This is a genomic window from Pseudomonas sp. CH235 (genome assembly GCF_004368175.1).
Lineage (GTDB): Bacteria > Pseudomonadota > Gammaproteobacteria > Pseudomonadales > Pseudomonadaceae > Aquipseudomonas > Aquipseudomonas paraglycinae.
Genome location: NZ_RRZJ01000011.1, coordinates 21,651 through 40,735, shown reverse-complemented (window position 1 = coordinate 40,735; position 19,085 = coordinate 21,651). Strand labels below are relative to the sequence as shown.

At 61.7% G+C, this 19,085-nt stretch carries 15 protein-coding genes; 10 read left to right on the top strand and 5 right to left on the bottom strand.

Annotation, left to right across the window (positions count from 1 at the left end; translation table 11 throughout):
- Nucleotides 1-109: 109 nt before the first annotated feature.
- The 4 genes from rsmA to EIY71_RS13955 are packed head-to-tail and all read right to left on the bottom strand — an operon-like array spanning nucleotide 110 to nucleotide 6,006.
- Entirely contained in the window at nucleotides 110-928 is an 819-nt protein-coding gene (gene rsmA, locus EIY71_RS13970; protein WP_085746589.1) for a 16S rRNA (adenine(1518)-N(6)/adenine(1519)-N(6))-dimethyltransferase RsmA, read from the bottom strand.
- A complete protein-coding gene (gene pdxA / locus EIY71_RS13965; protein ID WP_102718000.1) occupies nucleotides 925-1,914 on the bottom strand; it encodes a 4-hydroxythreonine-4-phosphate dehydrogenase PdxA in 990 nt (329 codons plus the stop codon). Before pdxA ends, rsmA begins: the two co-directional genes overlap by 4 nt.
- Nucleotides 1,911-3,227, bottom strand: a complete 1,317-nt coding sequence (surA, locus tag EIY71_RS13960; RefSeq protein ID WP_139832903.1) for a peptidylprolyl isomerase SurA — start codon at nucleotides 3,225-3,227, stop codon at nucleotides 1,911-1,913. Before surA ends, pdxA begins: the two co-directional genes overlap by 4 nt.
- Nucleotides 3,208-6,006: an LPS-assembly protein LptD gene (locus EIY71_RS13955; protein ID WP_085746587.1), complete on the bottom strand. Its 2,799-nt coding sequence runs from the start codon at nucleotides 6,004-6,006 to the stop codon at nucleotides 3,208-3,210. Before EIY71_RS13955 ends, surA begins: the two co-directional genes overlap by 20 nt.
- Nucleotides 6,007-6,136: 130 nt before the next feature.
- On the opposite strand from EIY71_RS13955, the gene EIY71_RS13950 reads away from it, so the two are divergent.
- From EIY71_RS13950 to EIY71_RS13940, 3 genes are read left to right on the top strand one after another with little or no spacing between them, the layout of a single operon-like run.
- Complete coding sequence (locus EIY71_RS13950; RefSeq protein ID WP_085746586.1) at nucleotides 6,137-7,156, top strand: aminoglycoside phosphotransferase family protein; 1,020 nt, start codon at nucleotides 6,137-6,139, stop codon at nucleotides 7,154-7,156.
- The gene (gene murU, locus EIY71_RS13945; RefSeq protein ID WP_085746585.1) at nucleotides 7,153-7,824 is read left to right on the top strand and encodes an N-acetylmuramate alpha-1-phosphate uridylyltransferase MurU; all 672 of its coding nucleotides are present in this window, start codon (nucleotides 7,153-7,155) and stop codon (nucleotides 7,822-7,824) included. Before EIY71_RS13950 ends, murU begins: the two co-directional genes overlap by 4 nt.
- 1 nt (nucleotide 7,825) lies before the next feature.
- Complete coding sequence (locus EIY71_RS13940; protein ID WP_134022025.1) at nucleotides 7,826-8,593, top strand: TerB family tellurite resistance protein; 768 nt, start codon at nucleotides 7,826-7,828, stop codon at nucleotides 8,591-8,593.
- 62 nt (nucleotides 8,594-8,655) lie between these two features.
- On the opposite strand, the gene EIY71_RS13935 is transcribed toward EIY71_RS13940, so the two are convergent.
- Nucleotides 8,656-9,645 carry an alpha/beta hydrolase family protein gene (locus EIY71_RS13935; RefSeq protein WP_085746583.1) on the bottom strand — a complete coding sequence of 330 codons (990 nt, stop codon included), beginning with the start codon at nucleotides 9,643-9,645 and terminating at the stop codon, nucleotides 8,656-8,658.
- A 73-nt stretch (nucleotides 9,646-9,718) separates the two neighbouring features.
- On the opposite strand from EIY71_RS13935, the gene EIY71_RS13930 reads away from it, so the two are divergent.
- The 7 genes from EIY71_RS13930 to EIY71_RS13900 all read left to right on the top strand — a co-directional run bounded on the left by EIY71_RS13930 (nucleotide 9,719) and on the right by EIY71_RS13900 (nucleotide 18,971).
- Nucleotides 9,719-12,118: a PAS domain S-box protein gene (locus EIY71_RS13930; RefSeq protein WP_134022023.1), complete on the top strand. Its 2,400-nt coding sequence runs from the start codon at nucleotides 9,719-9,721 to the stop codon at nucleotides 12,116-12,118.
- Nucleotides 12,119-12,748, top strand: a complete 630-nt coding sequence (locus EIY71_RS13925) for a response regulator transcription factor (RefSeq protein WP_007959929.1) — start codon at nucleotides 12,119-12,121, stop codon at nucleotides 12,746-12,748.
- A 350-nt stretch (nucleotides 12,749-13,098) separates the two neighbouring features.
- Nucleotides 13,099-14,223 carry an ABC transporter ATP-binding protein gene (locus tag EIY71_RS13920; protein WP_007959931.1) on the top strand — a complete coding sequence of 375 codons (1,125 nt, stop codon included), beginning with the start codon at nucleotides 13,099-13,101 and terminating at the stop codon, nucleotides 14,221-14,223.
- Nucleotides 14,224-14,271: 48 nt separating this feature from the next.
- Nucleotides 14,272-15,315: an ABC transporter substrate-binding protein gene (locus EIY71_RS13915; protein ID WP_007959933.1), complete on the top strand. Its 1,044-nt coding sequence runs from the start codon at nucleotides 14,272-14,274 to the stop codon at nucleotides 15,313-15,315.
- Nucleotides 15,316-15,456: 141 nt separating this feature from the next.
- Nucleotides 15,457-16,704, top strand: a complete 1,248-nt coding sequence (locus tag EIY71_RS13910) for an ABC transporter permease (protein ID WP_007959935.1) — start codon at nucleotides 15,457-15,459, stop codon at nucleotides 16,702-16,704.
- A gap of 12 nt (nucleotides 16,705-16,716) precedes the next feature.
- Complete coding sequence (locus tag EIY71_RS13905) at nucleotides 16,717-17,541, top strand: ABC transporter permease (RefSeq protein ID WP_085746581.1); 825 nt, start codon at nucleotides 16,717-16,719, stop codon at nucleotides 17,539-17,541.
- A 281-nt stretch (nucleotides 17,542-17,822) separates the two neighbouring features.
- A complete protein-coding gene (locus EIY71_RS13900) occupies nucleotides 17,823-18,971 on the top strand; it encodes an iron-containing alcohol dehydrogenase (RefSeq protein WP_085746580.1) in 1,149 nt (382 codons plus the stop codon).
- Nucleotides 18,972-19,085 lie beyond the last annotated feature (114 nt).

The window sequence follows — 19,085 nt, the reverse complement described above, 5'->3', positions numbered from 1 at the left end:
GCCTTAAAAACGAAGCGGGACGCGGGGCGTAGCTGATTGGGATTCAGTCTAGGCAAGTATCGGGCAGTAGACCAGAGTTGGCATCCTGCCCGATAGCGATCATTGCCGGTCAGTCGGCTTCAGGTGCTTTCGCCGGCTGTTCGGCGAGCTTGTCGGCCAGACGTACGAACGCGGCCAGATCGAGTTGCTCGGGGCGCAGGCTGCCATCGACTCCGGCGGCTTCGATTTCGGCATTGCTCAGCAACTGCTTGAGGGTGTTGCGCAGGGTCTTGCGGCGCTGGTTGAAGGCTTCACGCACCACACGCTCGAGCAGGCGATGATCCTTGGCCGGATGCGGCAGCACCGCGTGCGGTACCAAGCGGACAATTGCCGAGTCGACTTTCGGTGGCGGATTGAATGCGCCCGGGCCGACGTTGAACAGGTGTTCGACCCGGCAGTGGTACTGAACCATGATCGACAATCGACCCCAGTCACCGCCACCCGGACCTGCGGCCAGACGCTCGACCACTTCCTTCTGCAGCATGAAGTGCATGTCGCGGATGATGCCGGCGTTGTTCAGCAGGTGGAAAATCAGCGGCGTGGAGATGTTGTATGGCAGGTTGCCGACCACGCGCAGGCTGTTCGGCGCAGCGTTCAGGCTGTTGAAATCGAACTTCAGCGCATCGCCCTGATGCAGGTTGAAATTGCTCTTGTTGGCAAACTGCTGGTTGAGGATCGGGATCAGATCCTTGTCCAGCTCCACCACGTCCAGCTGTGCGCCGGAGTTGAGGATGCCGGCAGTCAATGCGCCCTGGCCCGGGCCGATTTCCAGCATGCGGTCGCCGGCCTTGGCGCTGATGGAGCGCAGGATGCGGTCGATGACGCCGGCATCGTGCAGGAAGTTCTGGCCAAAGCGTTTGCGCGCCTTGTGTTGGTATTGCTCGGTCATAAACGGGTCTCGGCCATCTGGTAGGCGGTTTCCAGGGCGACTTTCAGGCTGCCGGTGTCGATCTTGCCGCTGCCGGCCAGATCCAGGGCGGTGCCATGGTCGACCGACGTGCGGATGATCGGCAGGCCCAGGGTCACGTTGACCGCGGCGCCGAAGCCTTTGTATTTCAGTACGGGCAGGCCCTGGTCGTGGTACATCGCCAGCACTGCATCGCAGTGCTCCAGATATTTGGGGGTAAACAGAGTGTCGGCAGGCAGCGGGCCACGAAGGTCCATGCCCTCGCCGCGCAGGCGCTCCAATGTGGGTTCGATGATGTCGATTTCTTCATGGCCCAGGTGTCCGCCTTCACCGGCGTGCGGGTTGAGCCCGCAGACCAGGATACGCGGTTGGGCGATGCCGAATTTTTGTTGCAGATCGGTGTGCAGAATCCGCGTGACCCGCTCCAGCCGCTCGGGCGTGATCGCATCGGCGATGTCGCGCAAGGGCAAGTGAGTGGTGACCAGCGCCACGCGCAAACCGCGGGTGGCGAGCATCATTACCACTTGGGCGGTGTGGGTCAGGTCGGCGAGAAATTCGGTGTGGCCGGAAAACGCGATGCCCGATTCGTTGATCACGCCTTTGTGCACCGGGGCGGTGATCATTCCGGCGAAGTCGCCGTTCAGGCAGCCGTTGCCGGCGCGGGTCAGGGTTTCGAGGACGAATGCGGCGTTGGCCTTGTCCAGTTGCCCGGCGACCACGGGGGCGCTGAGCGGGGTGTCCCAGACGTACAGGCTGTTGGCGGGCGCCGGTGCGTCCGGCCAGTGGTCAGGCGCCACTTCCAGCAAGCTGACGGCCAGCCCCAGCTGCGCGGCCCGCTCTTGGAGCAGGTCGCGGCTGGTGATGGCAATCAGGGGATGTGGCTGGGCTTGCGAGGCGAGCAGCAGGCACAGGTCGGGACCGATGCCGGCCGGTTCGCCGGGTGTCAGCGCGAAACGCTTGGGTTTCACTGCGCTGCCTGGTCTGCACCAGGGAGTTTGATCTCTACGTACGCTTCGTCACGGATCTGACGCAGCCAGGTTTGCAGCTCTTCGTCGTATTTGCGGTTACGCAGTACGGTCATCGCTTGCTGCTCACGGGCCTGTTCGGTGCTATCGGTGGCGCGACGGCCAAGGACTTCCAGAACGTGCCAGCCGTACTGGGTCTGGAACGGCTTGGACAGCTGACCCTGCGGGGACTTGGCCATCACGGCGCGGAATTCCGGTACCAGTGCGTTCGGGTCGATCCAGTTCAGGTCGCCGCCGTTGAGCGCAGAGCCCGGGTCTTCCGAATACTTCTTGGCCAGTTCGGCGAAATCTTCACCGGCTTCGATGCGGTTGTAGAGCGACTGAGCCAGTTCCTTGGTCTTGGCTTCGTCGCGAACCGGACTTGGCTTGACCAGGATGTGGCGCACATGCACTTCGTCGCGCATCTGGCTCTCGCCACCACGTTTTTCCAGCAGCTTCAGGATGATGAAACCACCCGGAGTGCGTGCCGGTTGAGTGATTTCGCCAGTCGCCATGCGGCTCAGTTCACGGTCGAACGGCGGTGGCAGTTGAGCGGCTTTACGCCAGCCCATATCGCCGCCTTCCAGCGCGTTGTCACTGGCAGAGTTGGCTACGGCCATCTGGCCGAAGTCGGCGCCTTGCTTGAGCTGCTGGTAAACCTCCATCGCCTTGCGAGCGGCACTCTGAATCGCTTCGGAGTTGGCGCTTTCCGGGGTCGGGATCAGGATGTTGGCCAGATGCAGCTCTTCGGACAGTTGCATCTTGCCCAGGTCGGAGGCAAGGAAGTTCTTCACCTCCTGTTCCGAGACCTGGATGCGTTCGGCCACGCGGCGCTGGCGTACACGGCTGATGATCATTTCGCGGCGGATCTGCTCGCGAGCGTCTTCATAGGAGAGGCCGTCACGGGACAGGGCAATGCGGAACTGCTCCGGGGTCATGTTGTTGCGCTGGGCAATGGTGCCCACAGCCTGGTTCAGTTCCTCATCGGTGATGCGGATACCGGAACGCTCGCCGATCTGCAGTTGCAGGTTTTCGACGATCAGGCGCTCGAGCACCTGTTGGTCCAGCACGCCCGGAGGTGGTAAACCGCCGCCACGCTTGGCGATGGTTTGCTGAACTTCGTGGACGCGTTGATCCAGCTGGCTCTGCATGACTACGTCGTTGTCGACGATGGCCACCACTTTATCGATGGACTGCACCGCGGCGTTGGCCGCGGTACCCAGGAACAGCGCGCCCAGCATCAGCGGGCGCAGACAATCAGAAAGCTTGGTCTTCACGTTGACGATAACCTTGGATGCCTTTGTCGAGGAAGCTCTCTACCTTGGCGCCGGTGAGGCCGCCGAGTCCCTTCAGAACAATTTGGAGGAAGACGCCGTGGTCGCCTTTTTCGTTTTGCGGAGCTTCCTGACTGAATTCGTCGTAGGAAACCCAGTAACGGTTGATCAGGCGCAGTTTCCAGCAGCAGTTGTCGTACTCGAAACCACCGAAGGCTTCCAGTGTACGGTTGCGGTTGTAGTCGTACTGCCAGCGGCTGATGGCGCTCCATTGTGGAACGATTGGCCAGATGACCGAGAAGTCATGCTGCTGGATCTTGTAGTAGTCCTTCACGTAGCCAGGTTGACCCGGTGTGCCGTAGTCACCGCCGCCCACCGACCACTTGCCGGTGTTCTGGTCGTAACGAACCTGGTCGTTGCGATAGCGGTAGCCGACGTTGACCACCTTGTTCGGGTTGTCTTCAGGCTGGTAGTGGAACATCGCGCTGCCGGAACGCGGGCTGTGGCTGTCCGGATCCCAGTTGTAGTCGGCAGTGGTGCGCCAGTCGCGGTTCCAGCGGTATTCGTATTCCAGTGCATAAGGCGAAACACTGGACTTGGCGTCGTCGCGATCGTTGAACGCGATACCCGGAAGTTGAACCTTGCGATCCTTGAAGTACAGCGCCTGGCCGACACTGATGCGTTGACGTTCGAAGCCGTCGTCTTCGATCCAGCGACTGGTCACGCCCAGCGACAGCTTGTTTTCGTCGCCGACACGGTCGGAGCCGGAGAAGCGGTTGTCACGGAACAGCGACGCGTAGTTGAAGGTGTACTCGCTGGTGTCGAATACCGGAATGTCTTCCTGGTCCACCTCGGGTACATAGAGGTAGAACAAGCGCGGTTCCAGGGTCTGACGATAGTTCTTGCCAAAGAAGGATGTGTTGCGGTCGAAGTACAGGCCACCGTCAATGCTGGCGATAGGTACGCCGCGGTTCTGGTTGCTGTCGAACTTGCCGAACAGTTTCTGGTTCTCCGGCGACAACGCGGCGATATCCGACTTGCCTTTGCTGTCCAGATCCAGTTGATACTGCGTGTACTGGTACTTCAACGATGGTTTCAGGAAACCATAGGTCCAGTTCATTGGCAGGTTGACGCCTGGTTTCAGATTCAGACGGTCGCCATTGGCGCGAGCGAGGCCGAACACGTTGTTGTCGAGGCGAGGCTCGGTTGTGCCGTCTTCGTTCGTGAAATCGCCATTTTTCAGATCGCGATCGAAACGAACGATCTCGGTCTCGTAATCGAAATCCAGTCCTTCCGGATGATACGGCAGCTGGCCATTGAAGGTGATTTGCGGCAGGCGGTCATACGGTGTGATGTTCGATACGGTTGCCAGCTGATACGCCTGGGCATTCAAACGGGCGGTGTAGCTGTCGCCACGATAGGTGACCGAGCCCTGCTGGTTCACGTAGTCGGCACTTTTCACGCCGATCTGGTCGGTCTGCAGATCCTGGAAGTAATAAGGATCGCTGATCTTGGTGTAGTCCACCTGGGTGAGCACGCGGGAGTCGAGACCACCCTTGTGCTGCCAGTTGTACATGTAGCGAGTCTTGTCGTAGTCGGTCTGGCCCTTGCGCTCGTCGTCCTCGTCGTTGAGATACGCTGCGCCGAACTGACCTTCGCTCGACTTGGTCAGGTAACGGAATTCGCCTTCCATCAACATGCCGCGCTTGCTCATGTAGCGCGGATACAACGTGGCATCGTAGTTCGGTGCCAGGTTGAAGTAGTACGGGGTCACCAGCATGAAGCCGGTGTCGCTGCCGGTGCCGATGGTCGGCGGCAGGAAACCCGACTGACGACGATCGTCGATCGGGAAGTAGATGTACGGCGTGTACAGGACAGGAATGTCCTTGACCCGCAGCGTCACGTTGGTCGCGGTACCGAAGCCGGTGGCAGGGTTCAGGGTGATGTTGTTGCCCTTGAGCTGCCAGGCGTTGCTGTTCGGTTCGCACGTGGTGTACGTGCCGTCCTTCAGACGGATGATCGCGTTTTCGGCACGCTTGGCGTACAGCGCGTTACCGCGGATGCGCGACTTGTGCATGACGTATTCGGCGTTGTCGACCTTGGCTTCACCGGTGTCCAGCTGCACATCGGCGTGGTCGCCGACGATCAGTGCACCGTTGTCGCGAATGCGCACGTTGCCCGCCAGTTCGCCACGGCTTTCGGCCTGATACAGGTTGGCCTCGTCGGCTTCGACCTGCATGCTGCCCTGACGCATGACCACGTCACCGGCGAGACTCGCGACCTGCGAATCCTGCTGGTAACGCGACGCTTTGGCGCCGATGAAGGTCGGGGCGTCACTTTTATTCGTCTTGTCATTCATGCCAGGACGAATCGGTTCGATATAGGAACCAGAGCAGTAAGGACCGGTCTCGGCCAGCTGGGCGGCGGTGAGCTTCTCGCGCGGAACCCAGTCGAGGTGACTGTAGTCTTCGCTACGGGATTTCAGGCCACGGCCCTTGGACTCGGTAACCAGTACCGGCTTGGGCCCGGACTCCGCAGTGGAGCCGCTCTCGGCCGGGGCTTCGCCAGCGGCACTGACGGCACTGCCGTCATGCACGGGACGCGGCGGCAAGGTAGCTGCCGGCGTCTTCGGCGAGCAGGCCCAGCCTCCCGTTGCCGAGACGGCGCAGTCATACTGCTCGGCGGCAACAACGAATGAACTGGCCAGAGGTTGCATAGCCAGCAGACTGCCGGTTACCAACAACGGAAATTTTTTACGAAACGCGGGGGATTTCAATGCCATCTTATTAGTCCGGGCTTCCTGCGTGCCATCTGCCCGCGGTGTGGGCCGCACGCCTCTCGATGGTCTGAAAAAGATGCTGGATAATAAAGCATGACCCGCTTGACGGCTAGCGCCGTCGGAGACCCTTGCAATGCCTGATCAAGATGTACGCTTGCAACACCTGAAAGTTTGGCTCGATGAACAGTTGGCAACCCTTTTTGCAGATCAGGGCTGGGGAGCCGTACCCCCGGCCACGTTGACCGCGGCCAGCAGCGACGCGAGTTTCCGTCGGTATTTCCGTTGGGAAGGCGCGGGTCGCAGCTTCGTCGTGATGGACGCGCCGCCACCTCAGGAAAACTGCAAACCGTTCGTGGATATCGCCTTTTTGCTCGCGAAATCCGGCATCAACGTGCCGAAAATTTATGCAGAAGACCTCGAACGCGGGTTTCTTTTGCTCAATGACCTGGGCAACAAGACCTATCTGGACGTGATCGACAGCGAAAATGCCGACGCGTTATTCAGCGATGCCCTGCAAGCACTGCTGGCTTTTCAGCAGCTGCCGATGGTGGCGCCGCTGCCGAGCTATGACGTCGCGTTGTTGCGCCGCGAGCTGGAACTGTTTCCCGAGTGGTACGTGAAACGCGAGTTGGGCGTCGAGTTCGATGCAACCCAACAGCAGCAGTGGCAAAAGGTCAGCGATCTGCTGATCGACAGCGCCCTGGCCCAACCGAAGGTCTTGGTGCACCGCGACTACATGCCACGCAACCTGATGCTCAGCGAGCCAAATCCCGGCGTGCTGGATTTCCAGGACGCCGTGTACGGCCCGGTGACCTACGACGTGACCTGCCTGTTCAAGGACGCCTTCCTCAGCTGGCCTGAAGAGCGTGTGCGCGGCTGGCTGGAAAGCTACTGGCAGCAGGCGTCGGCGCTGAACATTCCGGTGCAGCCGGACTTCGAGGAGTTCCTGCGCGCCAGCGACCTGATGGGCGTGCAGCGCCACCTGAAAGTTATCGGCATCTTCGCCCGCATCTGCCATCGCGATGGCAAGCCGCGTTACCTCGGCGATGTGCCGCGTTTCTTCTCTTATATAGAAGCGGTCATCGCGCGCCGTCCCGAGCTGGCGGATCTGCAGGCACTGCTCGCCAGCCTGCGTGGTGGAGTGACGGCATGAAGGCAATGATTCTGGCGGCCGGCAAAGGCGAGCGCATGCGCCCGCTGACCCTGACCACCCCCAAACCGCTGGTGCGAGCCGGCGGTGTGCCGCTGATTGAATACCACCTGCGTGCCCTGGCCGCGGCCGGCTTCAATGAGATCGTGATCAATCACGCCTGGCTCGGACAGCAGATCGAAGATCATCTGGGCAATGGTTCGCAATTCGGCGTGTCGATCCAGTATTCGCCGGAGGGCGAGCCACTGGAAACCGGCGGCGGAATTTTCCGCGCCTTGCCGCTGTTGGGCGACGACGCGTTTCTGGTAGTCAACGGTGACATCTGGACCGATTACGACTTCAGCGTGCTGCATCAGCCGATCAGCGGCCTGGCACATCTGGTGCTGGCGGACAATCCGGCCCATCACCCGACCGGCGATTTCACCCTGACCGACGGCCAGGTGCGTGATGGCCAGGCCGATGCGGCGACCCTGACCTACAGTGGCATCGCCGTACTGCATCCGCAGTTGTTCGACGGCTGCAGCGACGGCGCTTTCAAACTGGCGCCGCTGTTGCGTAAAGCCATGGCGGACGGGCAGGTGACCGGCGAGCGACTGAAAGGTCACTGGGTCGATGTCGGCACGCACGAGCGTCTGGCCGAAGCCGAAGCCTTGATAGAAGCGAGTCGCTGATATGTTGTGGCCAGGGACTCTGATTGGAGCCGGAGCGGGTTTTGCTATCGCCAGCATTCCGGGGGCCATGCTTGGTGCTTTGTTGGGGCAGGCGCTGGATCGGCGCCTGCATTTGCAGAGCTGGGGGCATTTGCGGGAAAAACTCGGCGGTCGGCCGATGCTGCGCAACGACGAGCTGTTGTTCGTGTTGCTCGGGCGTCTGGCCAAGAGCGACGGGCGGGTCACGGACGGTCACATCCAGCAGGCGCGTCACGAGATGCGCGCGCTGGAAATGAGCGAGCCGGCGCAGCGCCGGGCGATTGCCGCGTTCAATCGCGGCAAGTCAGGCAACGACAATCTGCGCGGTTATCTGCGTCGGTTGAGTACTCAGCCTCATGCGGCCGAAGGTGTGTTGCGGGCCTGTTGGCGAATGGTCTGGGCCGATGGCCGGGCCGGTGTCAGCGAGCGGGAATTGCTGGCGCAGTGGGGCAAGTGGCTAGGCTGGACGACGCACCAGATCCAGGCGTTGGCGGCGGACTACGAGCCGCACAAGCGTCCGATCGTCAGCGCGGCGGTGAGCTATCAGGAGGCGATGCGCCTGCTCGGCGTATCGGCCACCAGTGAACCGGCGCAGATCAAGCGTGCCTATCGACGCCTGCTCAGCCGGCATCACCCGGACAAGGTGGCCGGGACAGGTGCCACGCCGGCGCAGGTGCGCGAGGCCACCGAGAGGACCCGCGAATTGCACAATGCCTACACGTTGATTCGCGAACGGCGGGATTTTCGCTAGGCATAAAAAAATCGCAGCGTTGAGCTGCGATTTTTTTGTCTGCGTTTTTACAGTCCGGATTTTTAGTCCGGGCTCTGCGGATTCAACCAGCCCCGCACCCGGCGGAACAATTGCTCCTGCTCGGCCTTGTTGTCCGGCAGGGCCTTGAGTGCGACCTGACTGAAAGAGGACGTCTTCAGCCGCTTGCTCGCCTGCATGCGCTCCAGTGCCGAGTTGCGGTCCGGCGCCTTATCCATGTAGAAAATGTCGGCTGTCGGCAGTTTCAGGGTCGGCGTCAGTTCCACCAGTTCCGGTTTGGCCTTGGCCGGGGTCTGCGCGGCCACCAGCAGCAGCTTCTCGACCTGCGAGCTCTGTCGCTCGCTCACGTAACGCGCCGCCCAGTAGGCGCCGGTACCATGACCGAGCACGACGATGCTGCGCGCGCTTTGTTGTTCGGCGTAGGCCAGTGCCGCGTCGATGCGGGCGAAGATTCGCTCGGCGTCGGCCTTGGACTGTTCTTCGGTGGATTCAGCCACGACTTTGTCGGCCACATCGGCTTCGCCGCCGGCGGCTTGTTCGATCGGCTCGGCGGTGGTCGAATCCTTGCTGCCCGGGTCGGCGGTTTTCGGTGCGGCGGGGGCTTCAGCCACGCGCGGTGCGATGGCATCGCTTTGCAGATCGGGCAGGGTGATACTCAGGCTGCTCCACTCGACGTCCGGCAACTTGCGGCGCAACGGGCCGATCGCCTGGGGCCAGTCAGCGGTTTCGCCGGCACCGGGAACGAGGATCACCGCGCCTTTGGGTTCGGCGGTGTTGGCCGGTTTCCACAGGGCGAGGAAGGTGTCGCTGCCCGCTTGCAGTTGCTGTTGTTCCTGGGCCGGAACCTTGCGTTCGAGTGCCGCGGCTTCTTCCTGACTACGCTCAAGCAGTGGCTGGCGTTCGACCGGTTTTTCTTCGGCGGCTTTTTCTGCGGCGGGGGCGGGTGCCGGATCCGCAGCTTCGACGGAAAACGCACAAGGCAGGATCAGCGACAGGCACAATGCTGGCATTGCCAGGCGATAGACAGGGGGCATCGGTTATTCCAGGCCAGAAGTTATCCCGGCAGCCTAATGGGTTGGTCAGAATTTGTCAGTGTATGAGACTTCAATGATGCGTTTTTGCTGCCTGTGGGTTATCGGCTGTCTGGCGTTTCCCTTGATGGGCTGGGCGGCGCCTGCGCCACCGAGCCACCTCGCGCGGTTGTCGGCGAGCGAACAGCAGTGGCTCGCACAGCACAATGAATTGCGCGTGGGCCTGGTGTTGCAGGCGCCGTACGCGCAATACGACCGGCGCTTGCAGCGGCTGTCAGGGGCCAACGTCGAAGTGATGAAGGCATTGGCCAGGGCGCTGAATGTCGAGCTGAGCTGGCGCAATTTTCAGGATCTGGCCCAACTCGAGGCCGCTGCCCGGGACGGCGAAATCGACATCGCCCCGGGCCTGACCCAGACCCCGGGCGGGCTGCGGCTGTGGCAGTTTTCCGACCCGTACATGCGCGTGCCGCAACTGGTGGTCAGCGACCAGAAAAGCAGCGCGACCGTGGAACTGGAAAAACTCGACAGCCAGACCCGCGTCGCCGTGCGCATGCCCGGCGTCACCGCCGATTACCTGCGCGGCAACTATCCCCACCTGAATCTGCAAGGCGTACCGATGGAGCGTCAGGCGCTGCAACTGTTGCTGAGTCAGCAGGCGTCCTACGCGGTGGTCGATGAGGCGCAGCTCGGTCGACTGTCGGCAGAACCGGAGTTCGCCGGACTCGTGGTGGTCGGTGACATCGGTTTGCCGCAACTGCTGCGCATCGGCACCCGTCGCGACTGGCCGGAGCTTGCTGGCATCGTTGAAAGCGCCCTGCGCGCAATCCCGGCCAAGGATCTGGAACGCCTGCATGCGCAATGGCTGCAACCCAAGTATCCGCGGCTTTCCGAGTCGCCGGGCTTCTGGCAGAACCTGAGTCTGTTGTTCGCGGTGTTGCTGCTCAGTTGCGTGGCCATCGTGTTCTGGCAACGCCGCCAGCAACGCAGTCTTGAACAACGCCTGTTCGATGCGCGCGAAGACATCGCTTTGCGTGCCGCCAGCGAAGAAGCCCTGCGTCTGACCCAGTTTTCCATCGATCAGAGCACCGTCGGCATTCTCTGGGTCAACTGGGACAGCCATGTGCGCTACGCCAACCGTGCGGCAGAAAACATGCTCGGTTATCCACAGGGCGCCATCATTGATCGGCCGTTGATCGACTTCGAACCGGGCCTGCACATGGACCGCTGGCTCAACCTGTGGAAACGCGCCCGGGCCAGCGAAGAAGGGCCGCTTAGTTTTGAAACCAACTGTGTGCGGGCCGATGGCAGTGTGCTGCCGGCGGACGTGTCGCTGAGTTTCCTGCGTTTTCGTGATGGCGAATACCTGGTGGTTTATCTCACCGATGTCACCGAGCGCCGTCGTGCCCTGGCTGCGTTGCAGGAAAGCGAGGCGCGGCTGCAAGGCATCGCGGCCAATGTGCCGGGGCTGGTGTTCCGTCTCGAGCGCGCACCGGTCACCGGGCAGATCGACTTCGCCTACATCAGCGAGGGCAGCGAAAGTCTGGTCGGCTACGCGCCGGCCGCCATCGCCCACCGCGACATGGGCCTGCGCAGCCTGGTGCATCCGGATGACCGGGCCGCTTATCACCAGACCCAGGATCAAGCGCTGGACACCGACAGCGACTGGTCGTGGCAGGGCCGGATCCTCACGCGCCAGGGCGAGCGACGCTGGGCCGAAATCAAGGCGATCACCCGTCAGCTGGAAGGCGGTTCTTACGTCTGGGACGGCATTGTCTGGGACATCACCGAAAGCAAACGCATCGAACTGGAGCTGGCGGCCTCCCGCGAGCAACTGCGCGAATTGTCGGCGCACCTGGAAAGCGTGCGGGAAGAGGAAAAGGCGCGCATCGCCCGCGAGGTTCACGATGAGCTGGGGCAGATGCTGACGGTGCTGAAACTGGAGACATCGATGTGCGAACTGGCCTACGCGCAACTCGACCCCGGTCTGAACGAACGGCTCAACAGCATGAAACGTCTGATCGCCCAGTTGTTCCAGCTGGTGCGCGATGTGGCGACGGCGTTGCGCCCGCCGATTCTCGATGCCGGGATCGCCTCGGCGATCGAGTGGCAGGCGCGGCGGTTTGAGGCGCGCACGCAGATTCCGTGTCTGGTGCAGGTGCCGGACAACCTTGCGCCGCTCAGCGACGCCAAGGCCATCGGCCTGTTCCGCATTCTTCAGGAGGCGCTGACCAACGTCATGCGCCATGCCCAGGCGCATACTGTGGAACTGACGCTGGCGCAGGAAGGCGACGAATTGTGTCTGACGGTCAGCGATGATGGCGTAGGATTTGTCGCCGCTGCCGGCAGGCCGACATCCTTTGGACTGGTGGGCATGCGCGAGCGGGTGTTGATCATGGGCGGGCAGCTGTCACTCGACAGCGAGCCGGGCGAGGGCACCACGCTGAGCGTGCGGGTGCCACTGGATGAGGAGAAGTAAGTGATCCGTGTACTGGTAGCCGAAGACCACACCATCGTTCGCGAAGGCATCAAGCAATTGATCGGCCTGGCCAAGGATCTGCAAGTGGTGGGGGAGGCGAGCAACGGCGAGCAATTGCTGGAAACCCTGCGCAACGTGCCCTGCGAAGTGGTGTTGCTGGATATCTCGATGCCTGGCGTCAACGGGCTCGAAGCGATTCCGCGGATCCGCGCGCTGAACCATCCGCCGGCGATTCTGGTGCTGTCGATGCACGACGAGGCGCAGATGGCCGCTCGGGCGCTAAAAGTCGGCGCCGCCGGGTATGCGACCAAGGACAGTGATCCGGCGCTGCTGCTGACGGCGATCCGCAAGGTCGCGGCCGGCGGGCGCTACATCGATCCGGAGCTGGCCGACCGCATGGTCTTCGAAGTCGGCCTGACCGATGCGCGGCCACTGCACTCGCTGCTGTCGGAGCGCGAGTTCTCGGTGTTCGAACGCCTGGCCCAGGGCGCCAACGTCAACGATATCGCCCAGCAACTGGCCCTGAGCAGCAAGACCATCAGCACCCACAAGGCGCGGCTGATGCAGAAACTCAACATCACCTCGCTCGCCGAGCTGGTGAAGTACGCGATGGAACACAAGCTCCTCTGAACCACACCTCTATCCACTGTGGGAGCGAGCTTGCTCGCGAAGAGGCCGTGTCAGACAGAAAAGATGGCGACTGACACATCGCTTTCGCGAGCAAGCTCGCTCCCACAGGTTTCTTCATCGATCCTGCGATATTGGGCATATCTGTCAGCGACACGCGCTTTTGCTTGTTCTTGCGGCTTGCAGCTCAACACTCGCCACTGCTCTGTCTATTAGCGCCATCCTTGTAGGGCAATCCCTACCCCCGGCCTTCCATCCGGCTGAGGCGATTCTCTCCTGCGCCCCGATTTGCGGGACTGCAAGCAGCCACTAGGCTTAATCCCACAGCAGTCATCAATAACAAAGGTGTGGGTATGAGCCAGGTCGAATCAAACGCAGGGGCCAGTGATGTGCTGGTCAGCTTTCGTGGAGTGCAGAAGAGCTACGACGGCGAGAACCTGATCGTCAAAGACCTCAACCTGGACATCCGCAAGGGCGAATTCCTCACCTTGCTCGGGCCGTCCGGCTCCGGCAAGACCACCAGCCTGATGATGCTCGCCGGTTTCGAGACGCCGACCGCCGGTGAAATCCTCCTGGCCGGGCGGGCGATCAACAACGTGCCGCCGCACAAGCGTGACATCGGCATGGTGTTCCAGAACTACGCGTTGTTCCCGCACATGACCGTCGCCGAAAACCTCGCGTTCCCGCTGACCGTGCGCGGCCTGAACAAGAGCGACGTCAGCGACAAGGTCAAGAAAGTCCTGAGCATGGTCCAGCTCGACGCGTTCGCATCGCGTTACCCGGCGCAACTGTCCGGCGGTCAGCAACAGCGTGTGGCACTGGCTCGCGCGCTGGTGTTCGAACCACAACTGGTGCTGATGGACGAACCCCTCGGCGCTCTCGACAAACAATTGCGCGAACACATGCAGATGGAAATCAAACACCTGCACCAGCGCCTTGGCGTAACCGTGGTCTACGTGACCCACGACCAGGGCGAAGCCCTGACCATGTCCGACCGCGTTGCCGTATTCCACCAGGGCGAGATCCAGCAGATCGCCCCGCCACGCACCCTCTACGAAGAACCGAAAAACACCTTCGTCGCCAACTTCATCGGCGAAAACAACCGCCTCAACGGTCGCCTGCTCAGCCAGAACGGCGAGCGCTGCGTGGTCGAGCTGGGGCGCGGGGAAAAGGTCGAGGCGCTGGCGGTCAACATCGGCCAGACCGGCGAGCCGGTCACTCTGTCGATCCGTCCGGAGCGCGTCAGCCTCAACGGTTCGAGTGACCAATGCGTCAACCGCTTCTCCGGGCGGGTGGCCGAATTCATCTATCTGGGCGACCACGTCCGGGTGCGCCTGGAAGTCTGCGGCAAGACCGACTTCTTCGTGAAACAACCGATTGCCGAGCTCGATCCAGCGCTCGCGGTCGGCGACGTGGTTCCGCTTGGCTGGCAGGTCGAGCACGTTCGCGCGCTCGATCCTCTTCTAGAGGCGCACTGAAACGCCCCGCAATACCAACACCAACCCTGCACGTGGAGAGAACAATAAATGTTGAGATCCCTGAAGTTCACAGCCCTGACCCTGGGCCTGATGGGTGCGGCAAGCGCAATGGCCGCTGGGCCGGATCTGACCGTGGTGTCGTTTGGCGGGGCGAACAAGGCGGCGCAAGTCAAAGCCTTCTACGCACCGTGGGAAGCGGCGGGCAACGGCAAGATCGTCGCCGGCGAGTACAACGGTGAGATGGCCAAGGTCAAAGCCATGGTCGACACCAAGAGCGTGTCCTGGGATCTGGTAGAGGTTGAATCGCCGGAGCTGTCCCGTGGCTGCGACGAAGACATGTTCGAGCAACTGGATCCTGCGCTGTTCGGCAAGTCCGAAGACTACGTCAAAGGCGCGATCCAGCCGTGCGGCGTGGGCTTCTTCGTGTGGTCGACCGTGCTGGCCTACAACGCCGACAAGCTGAAAACCGCACCGACCAGCTGGGCGGATTTCTGGGACACCAAGAAATTCCCGGGCAAGCGCGGCCTGCGCAAAGGCGCCAAGTACACCCTCGAATTCGCACTGATGGCCGACGGCGTTGCGCCGAAAGACGTCTACAAGGAACTGGCCAGCAAGGGCGGTCAGGATCGTGCGTTCAAGAAACTCGACGAGCTGAAACCGAACATTCAATGGTGGGAAGCCGGCGCCCAGCCGCCGCAATACCTCGCTTCCGGTGACGTGGTCATGAGCTCGGCCTACAACGGTCGTATCGCCGCCGTGCAGAAAGAATCCAACCTGAAAGTGGTGTGGAACGGCGGCATCTACGACTTCGACGCATGGGCCATCCCGAAAGGCCTGGACGCCAAGCGTGCGGAAGCGGCGAAGAAGTTCATCGCGTTCTCGGTGCAGCCGCAACAGCAGAAGACCTACTCGGAAAACATCGCCTACGGCCCGGCCAACTCCCAGGCAGTGCCATTGCTGGACAAGGCAATCCTGAAAGACATGCCGACCACCCCGGAAAACATCGCCAACCAGGTGCAGATCGACGTCAGCTTCTGGGCTGACAACGGCGAGCAACTGGAGCAGCGCTTCAATTCCTGGGCTGCGAAGTAACCAGAGGGCTCGCCCTCCTGTGGGAGCGAGCCTGCCCGCGATTGCGGTGTGTCAGTCGGCATCAATGTTGAATCCGAAGGCGCTATCGCGAGCAGGCTCGCTCCCACATTCTCGATTGATCAAAGATTTGCGGAGTACGTCATGGCCATCGCCGTTCCCCTGAACGAGGGCAACAGCCCCACCTTGAAGCAGCGGCTCAAGCACGCCGAGCGGGTCAACCGCTGGAAGGCCCAGGCGCTGATCGCGCCGCTGGTGCTGTTTCTGTTGCTGGTGTTCCTGGTGCCGATCGTGGCGCTGCTCTATAAAAGTGTCGGCAACCCGGAAGTGGTCGGCGGCATGCCGCGCACCGTGACCGCGATTGCTGCGTGGGACGGCCGAGGACTGCCCGCAGAACCGGTCTACAAAGCCGCCAGCGAAGACCTCGCCGAAGCGCGCAAAAACCAGACCCTGGGCGATCTGTCCAAACGCCTGAACATGGAGTTGGCCGGCTATCGCAGCCTGCTGACCAAAACCGCCCGCTCGCTGCCATTCGCCAGCGAACCGGCCTCTTATAAAGAAGCGCTGGAGGGCCTCGACGAGCGTTGGGGCGATCCGGCCTACTGGCAAGCGGTGAAGCGCAACACCAGCAGCATCACCCCGTTCTATCTGTTGGCGGCGGTGGATCACCGCATCGACGACCTCGGCGAAATTGCCCCGGCCACCCCGGATCAGGCGATCTACCTCGACATCTTCGCCCGGACTTTCTGGATGGGCCTGATCATCACCGTGATCTGCCTGGTGCTGGCCTATCCGCTGGCGTACCTGCTGGCCAACCTGCCGTCGCGTCAGAGCAACCTGCTGATGATTCTGGTGCTGCTGCCGTTCTGGACGTCGATTCTGGTGCGTGTCGCCGCGTGGATCGTGTTGCTGCAATCCGGTGGTTTGATCAACAGCGCGCTGATGGCGATGGGCATCATCGATAAACCGCTGGAGCTGGTGTTCAACCGCACAGGGGTCTACATCTCGATGGTGCACATCCTGCTGCCGTTCATGATCCTGCCGATCTACAGCGTGATGAAAGGCATCTCGCCGACCTACATGCGCGCTGCGATTTCCCTCGGCTGCCATCCGTTCGCCAGTTTCTGGCGGGTGTACTTCCCGCAGACCTACGCCGGTGTCGGCGCCGGTTGCCTGTTGGTGTTCATCCTCGCCATCGGCTACTACATCACCCCGGCACTGCTGGGCAGCCCGAACGATCAGATGGTCAGCTACTTCGTCGCGTTCTACACCAACACCAGCATCAACTGGGGCATGGCCACTGCACTCGGCGGCTTGTTGCTGCTGGCGACCGTGGTGCTTTATCTGATCTACAGCTGGCTGGTGGGCGCCAGTCGCCTGCGCCTGAGCTAAGGGGAATTTGAAATGCTGAGTCCTTATATGTCGCCCGTCGAGCGGGTGTGGTTCTACAGCTTGCGGATCCTCTGCGGCTTGATCCTGTTGTTTCTGATCCTGCCGGTGCTGGTGATCGTGCCGCTGTCGTTCAACTCGGGCAGTTTTCTGGTGTACCCGCTGCAAGGCTTTTCGCTGCACTGGTACCAGGACTTCTTCGCCTCGGCGGAATGGATGCGCGCGTTGAAGAACAGCATCATCGTCGCCCCGGCCGCGACCGTGCTGGCGATGGTGTTCGGCACGCTGGCGGCCATCGGCCTGACCCGTGGCGACTTCCCCGGCAAGCCGCTGGTGATGGCGCTGGTGATTTCACCGATGGTGGTGCCGGTGGTGATCATCGGCGTGGCCAGTTACCTGTTCTTCGCGCCGCTGGGGCTGGGCAACAGTTTCTTTTCGCTGATCGTGGTGCACGCGGTGTTGGGTGTACCGTTCGTGATCATCACGGTGTCGGCGACGTTGCAGGGATTCAACCATAACTTGGTGCGGGCGGCGGCCAGCCTGGGCGCCTCGCCACTGACTACGTTCCGTCGGGTGACCTTGCCGCTGATTGCGCCGGGGGTGATTTCCGGGGCGCTGTTTGCCTTTGCGACCTCGTTCGATGAAGTGGTGGTGACACTGTTCCTCGCAGGTCCCGAGCAGGCGACGTTGCCTCGGCAGATGTTCAGCGGGATTCGCGAGAATCTGAGCCCGACGATTGCGGCGGCTGCAACGCTACTGATTGCCTTCTCGGTGATTCTGCTGCTGACGCTGGAGTGGTTGCGTGGGCGGAGTGAGAAACTGCGTACTGCTCAGATTTAGTGTTCGGCTCAAGAGCCACCCCTCACCCCAACCCTCTCCCCAATGGGGAGAGGGGGAAAGGGAGCCGATCTCTATGCTTATCAAAATTTGAGTTCAACTCGGTAATTCAGGTCAATGGATGGCGAAAGTTCACCACGGTCAGTCCCCTCTCCCTCCGGGAGAGGGTTAGGGTGAGGGCGCTCTTGTTCCTGCTTCAGTCATTCACACCCTGAATACCAGACAACCCGAATTCCCCAGCTACGCTTGTGCTCAGCTCCCACATCTATAAGAGGCTGCGCACGATGAGTCTTTCCTCGTTCAAGATTGCTCACAAACTGATCACCGGCGCCGGGGCCATCGAGCAACTGGCGGCCGAGCTCACGCGGCTGGACATCGACAACCCGCTGATCGTCACCGATGCCGCACTGGTCAAGTCCGGCACGGTGGAGCTGGCGCTGGCGCAGATCGGTGAGCGCGAGTACGAAATCTTCGACCGGGTGCTACCCGACCCGGAAATCGCCATCGTCGAAGACTGCATGCGCGTCTATCGCGAAGGCGGGCATGACGGTCTGATCGGCCTCGGGGGCGGCAGTGCCATCGACATCGCCAAGAGTGTTGCCGCCTATGCTGGTTATCACGGTGCGCTGGAGGATCTGTTCGGCGTCGATCAGGTGCCGCGCAAAGGTCCGCCGCTGATCGCCATCCCGACCACGGCCGGCACCGGTTCCGAAGTGACCAACGTCGCCATCCTCTCGGACAAGGTCGCCCAACTGAAGAAAGGCATCGTCAGCGATTACCTGTTGCCGGACGTGGCGCTGGTCAGTCCGCAGATGACCCTGACCTGCCCGCGCAGTGTCACCGCCGCCAGTGGCGTCGATGCGCTGGTGCATGCCATCGAATCCTACCTGTCACTGAATGCCTCGCCGATCACCGATTCGCTGGCCATCGGCGCGATCAAGTTGATCGCCCGATCCTTGCCCAAGGCCTACGCCAATCCGTCCAACCTGCAAGCCCGGGAGGATATGGCCACCGCCAGCCTGATGGCCGGCATGGCGTTCGGCAATGCCGGGGTCGGCGCGGTGCATGCGCTGGCGTATCCGCTGGGCGGGCGCTTCAACATTGCTCACGGCGTCAGTAATGCGTTGCTGCTGCCGTATGTCATGACCTGGAACAAGATGGCCTGCGTCGAACGGATGCAGGATATTGCCGAAGCCATGGGGGTGAAGACCGCTCATCTGAGTCTCAATGAAGCGGCCGATAGCGCCGTCGCGGCGATGACCGAACTGTGCGCAGTGGTGGAAATTCCGCTGGGCTTGCGCAGTTTCGGGGTGCCCGAAGAGGCGATCCCGGCCATGGCCGTAGAGGCCGCAGGCATCGAGCGCCTGATGCGCAACAACCCGCGCAAGCTCAGCGCCGCCGACATCGAGAAGATCTACCGGGCGGCCTACTGAGAAACTGCCGGCCGCCGGTCATGGCACAACCCAATCATCGCGGTCACGGTGCGCGCGCGGAAACTTGAGGTATACAATGCGCGCCATCGTGATTTAGCTCAGAAAAGGTGCGTC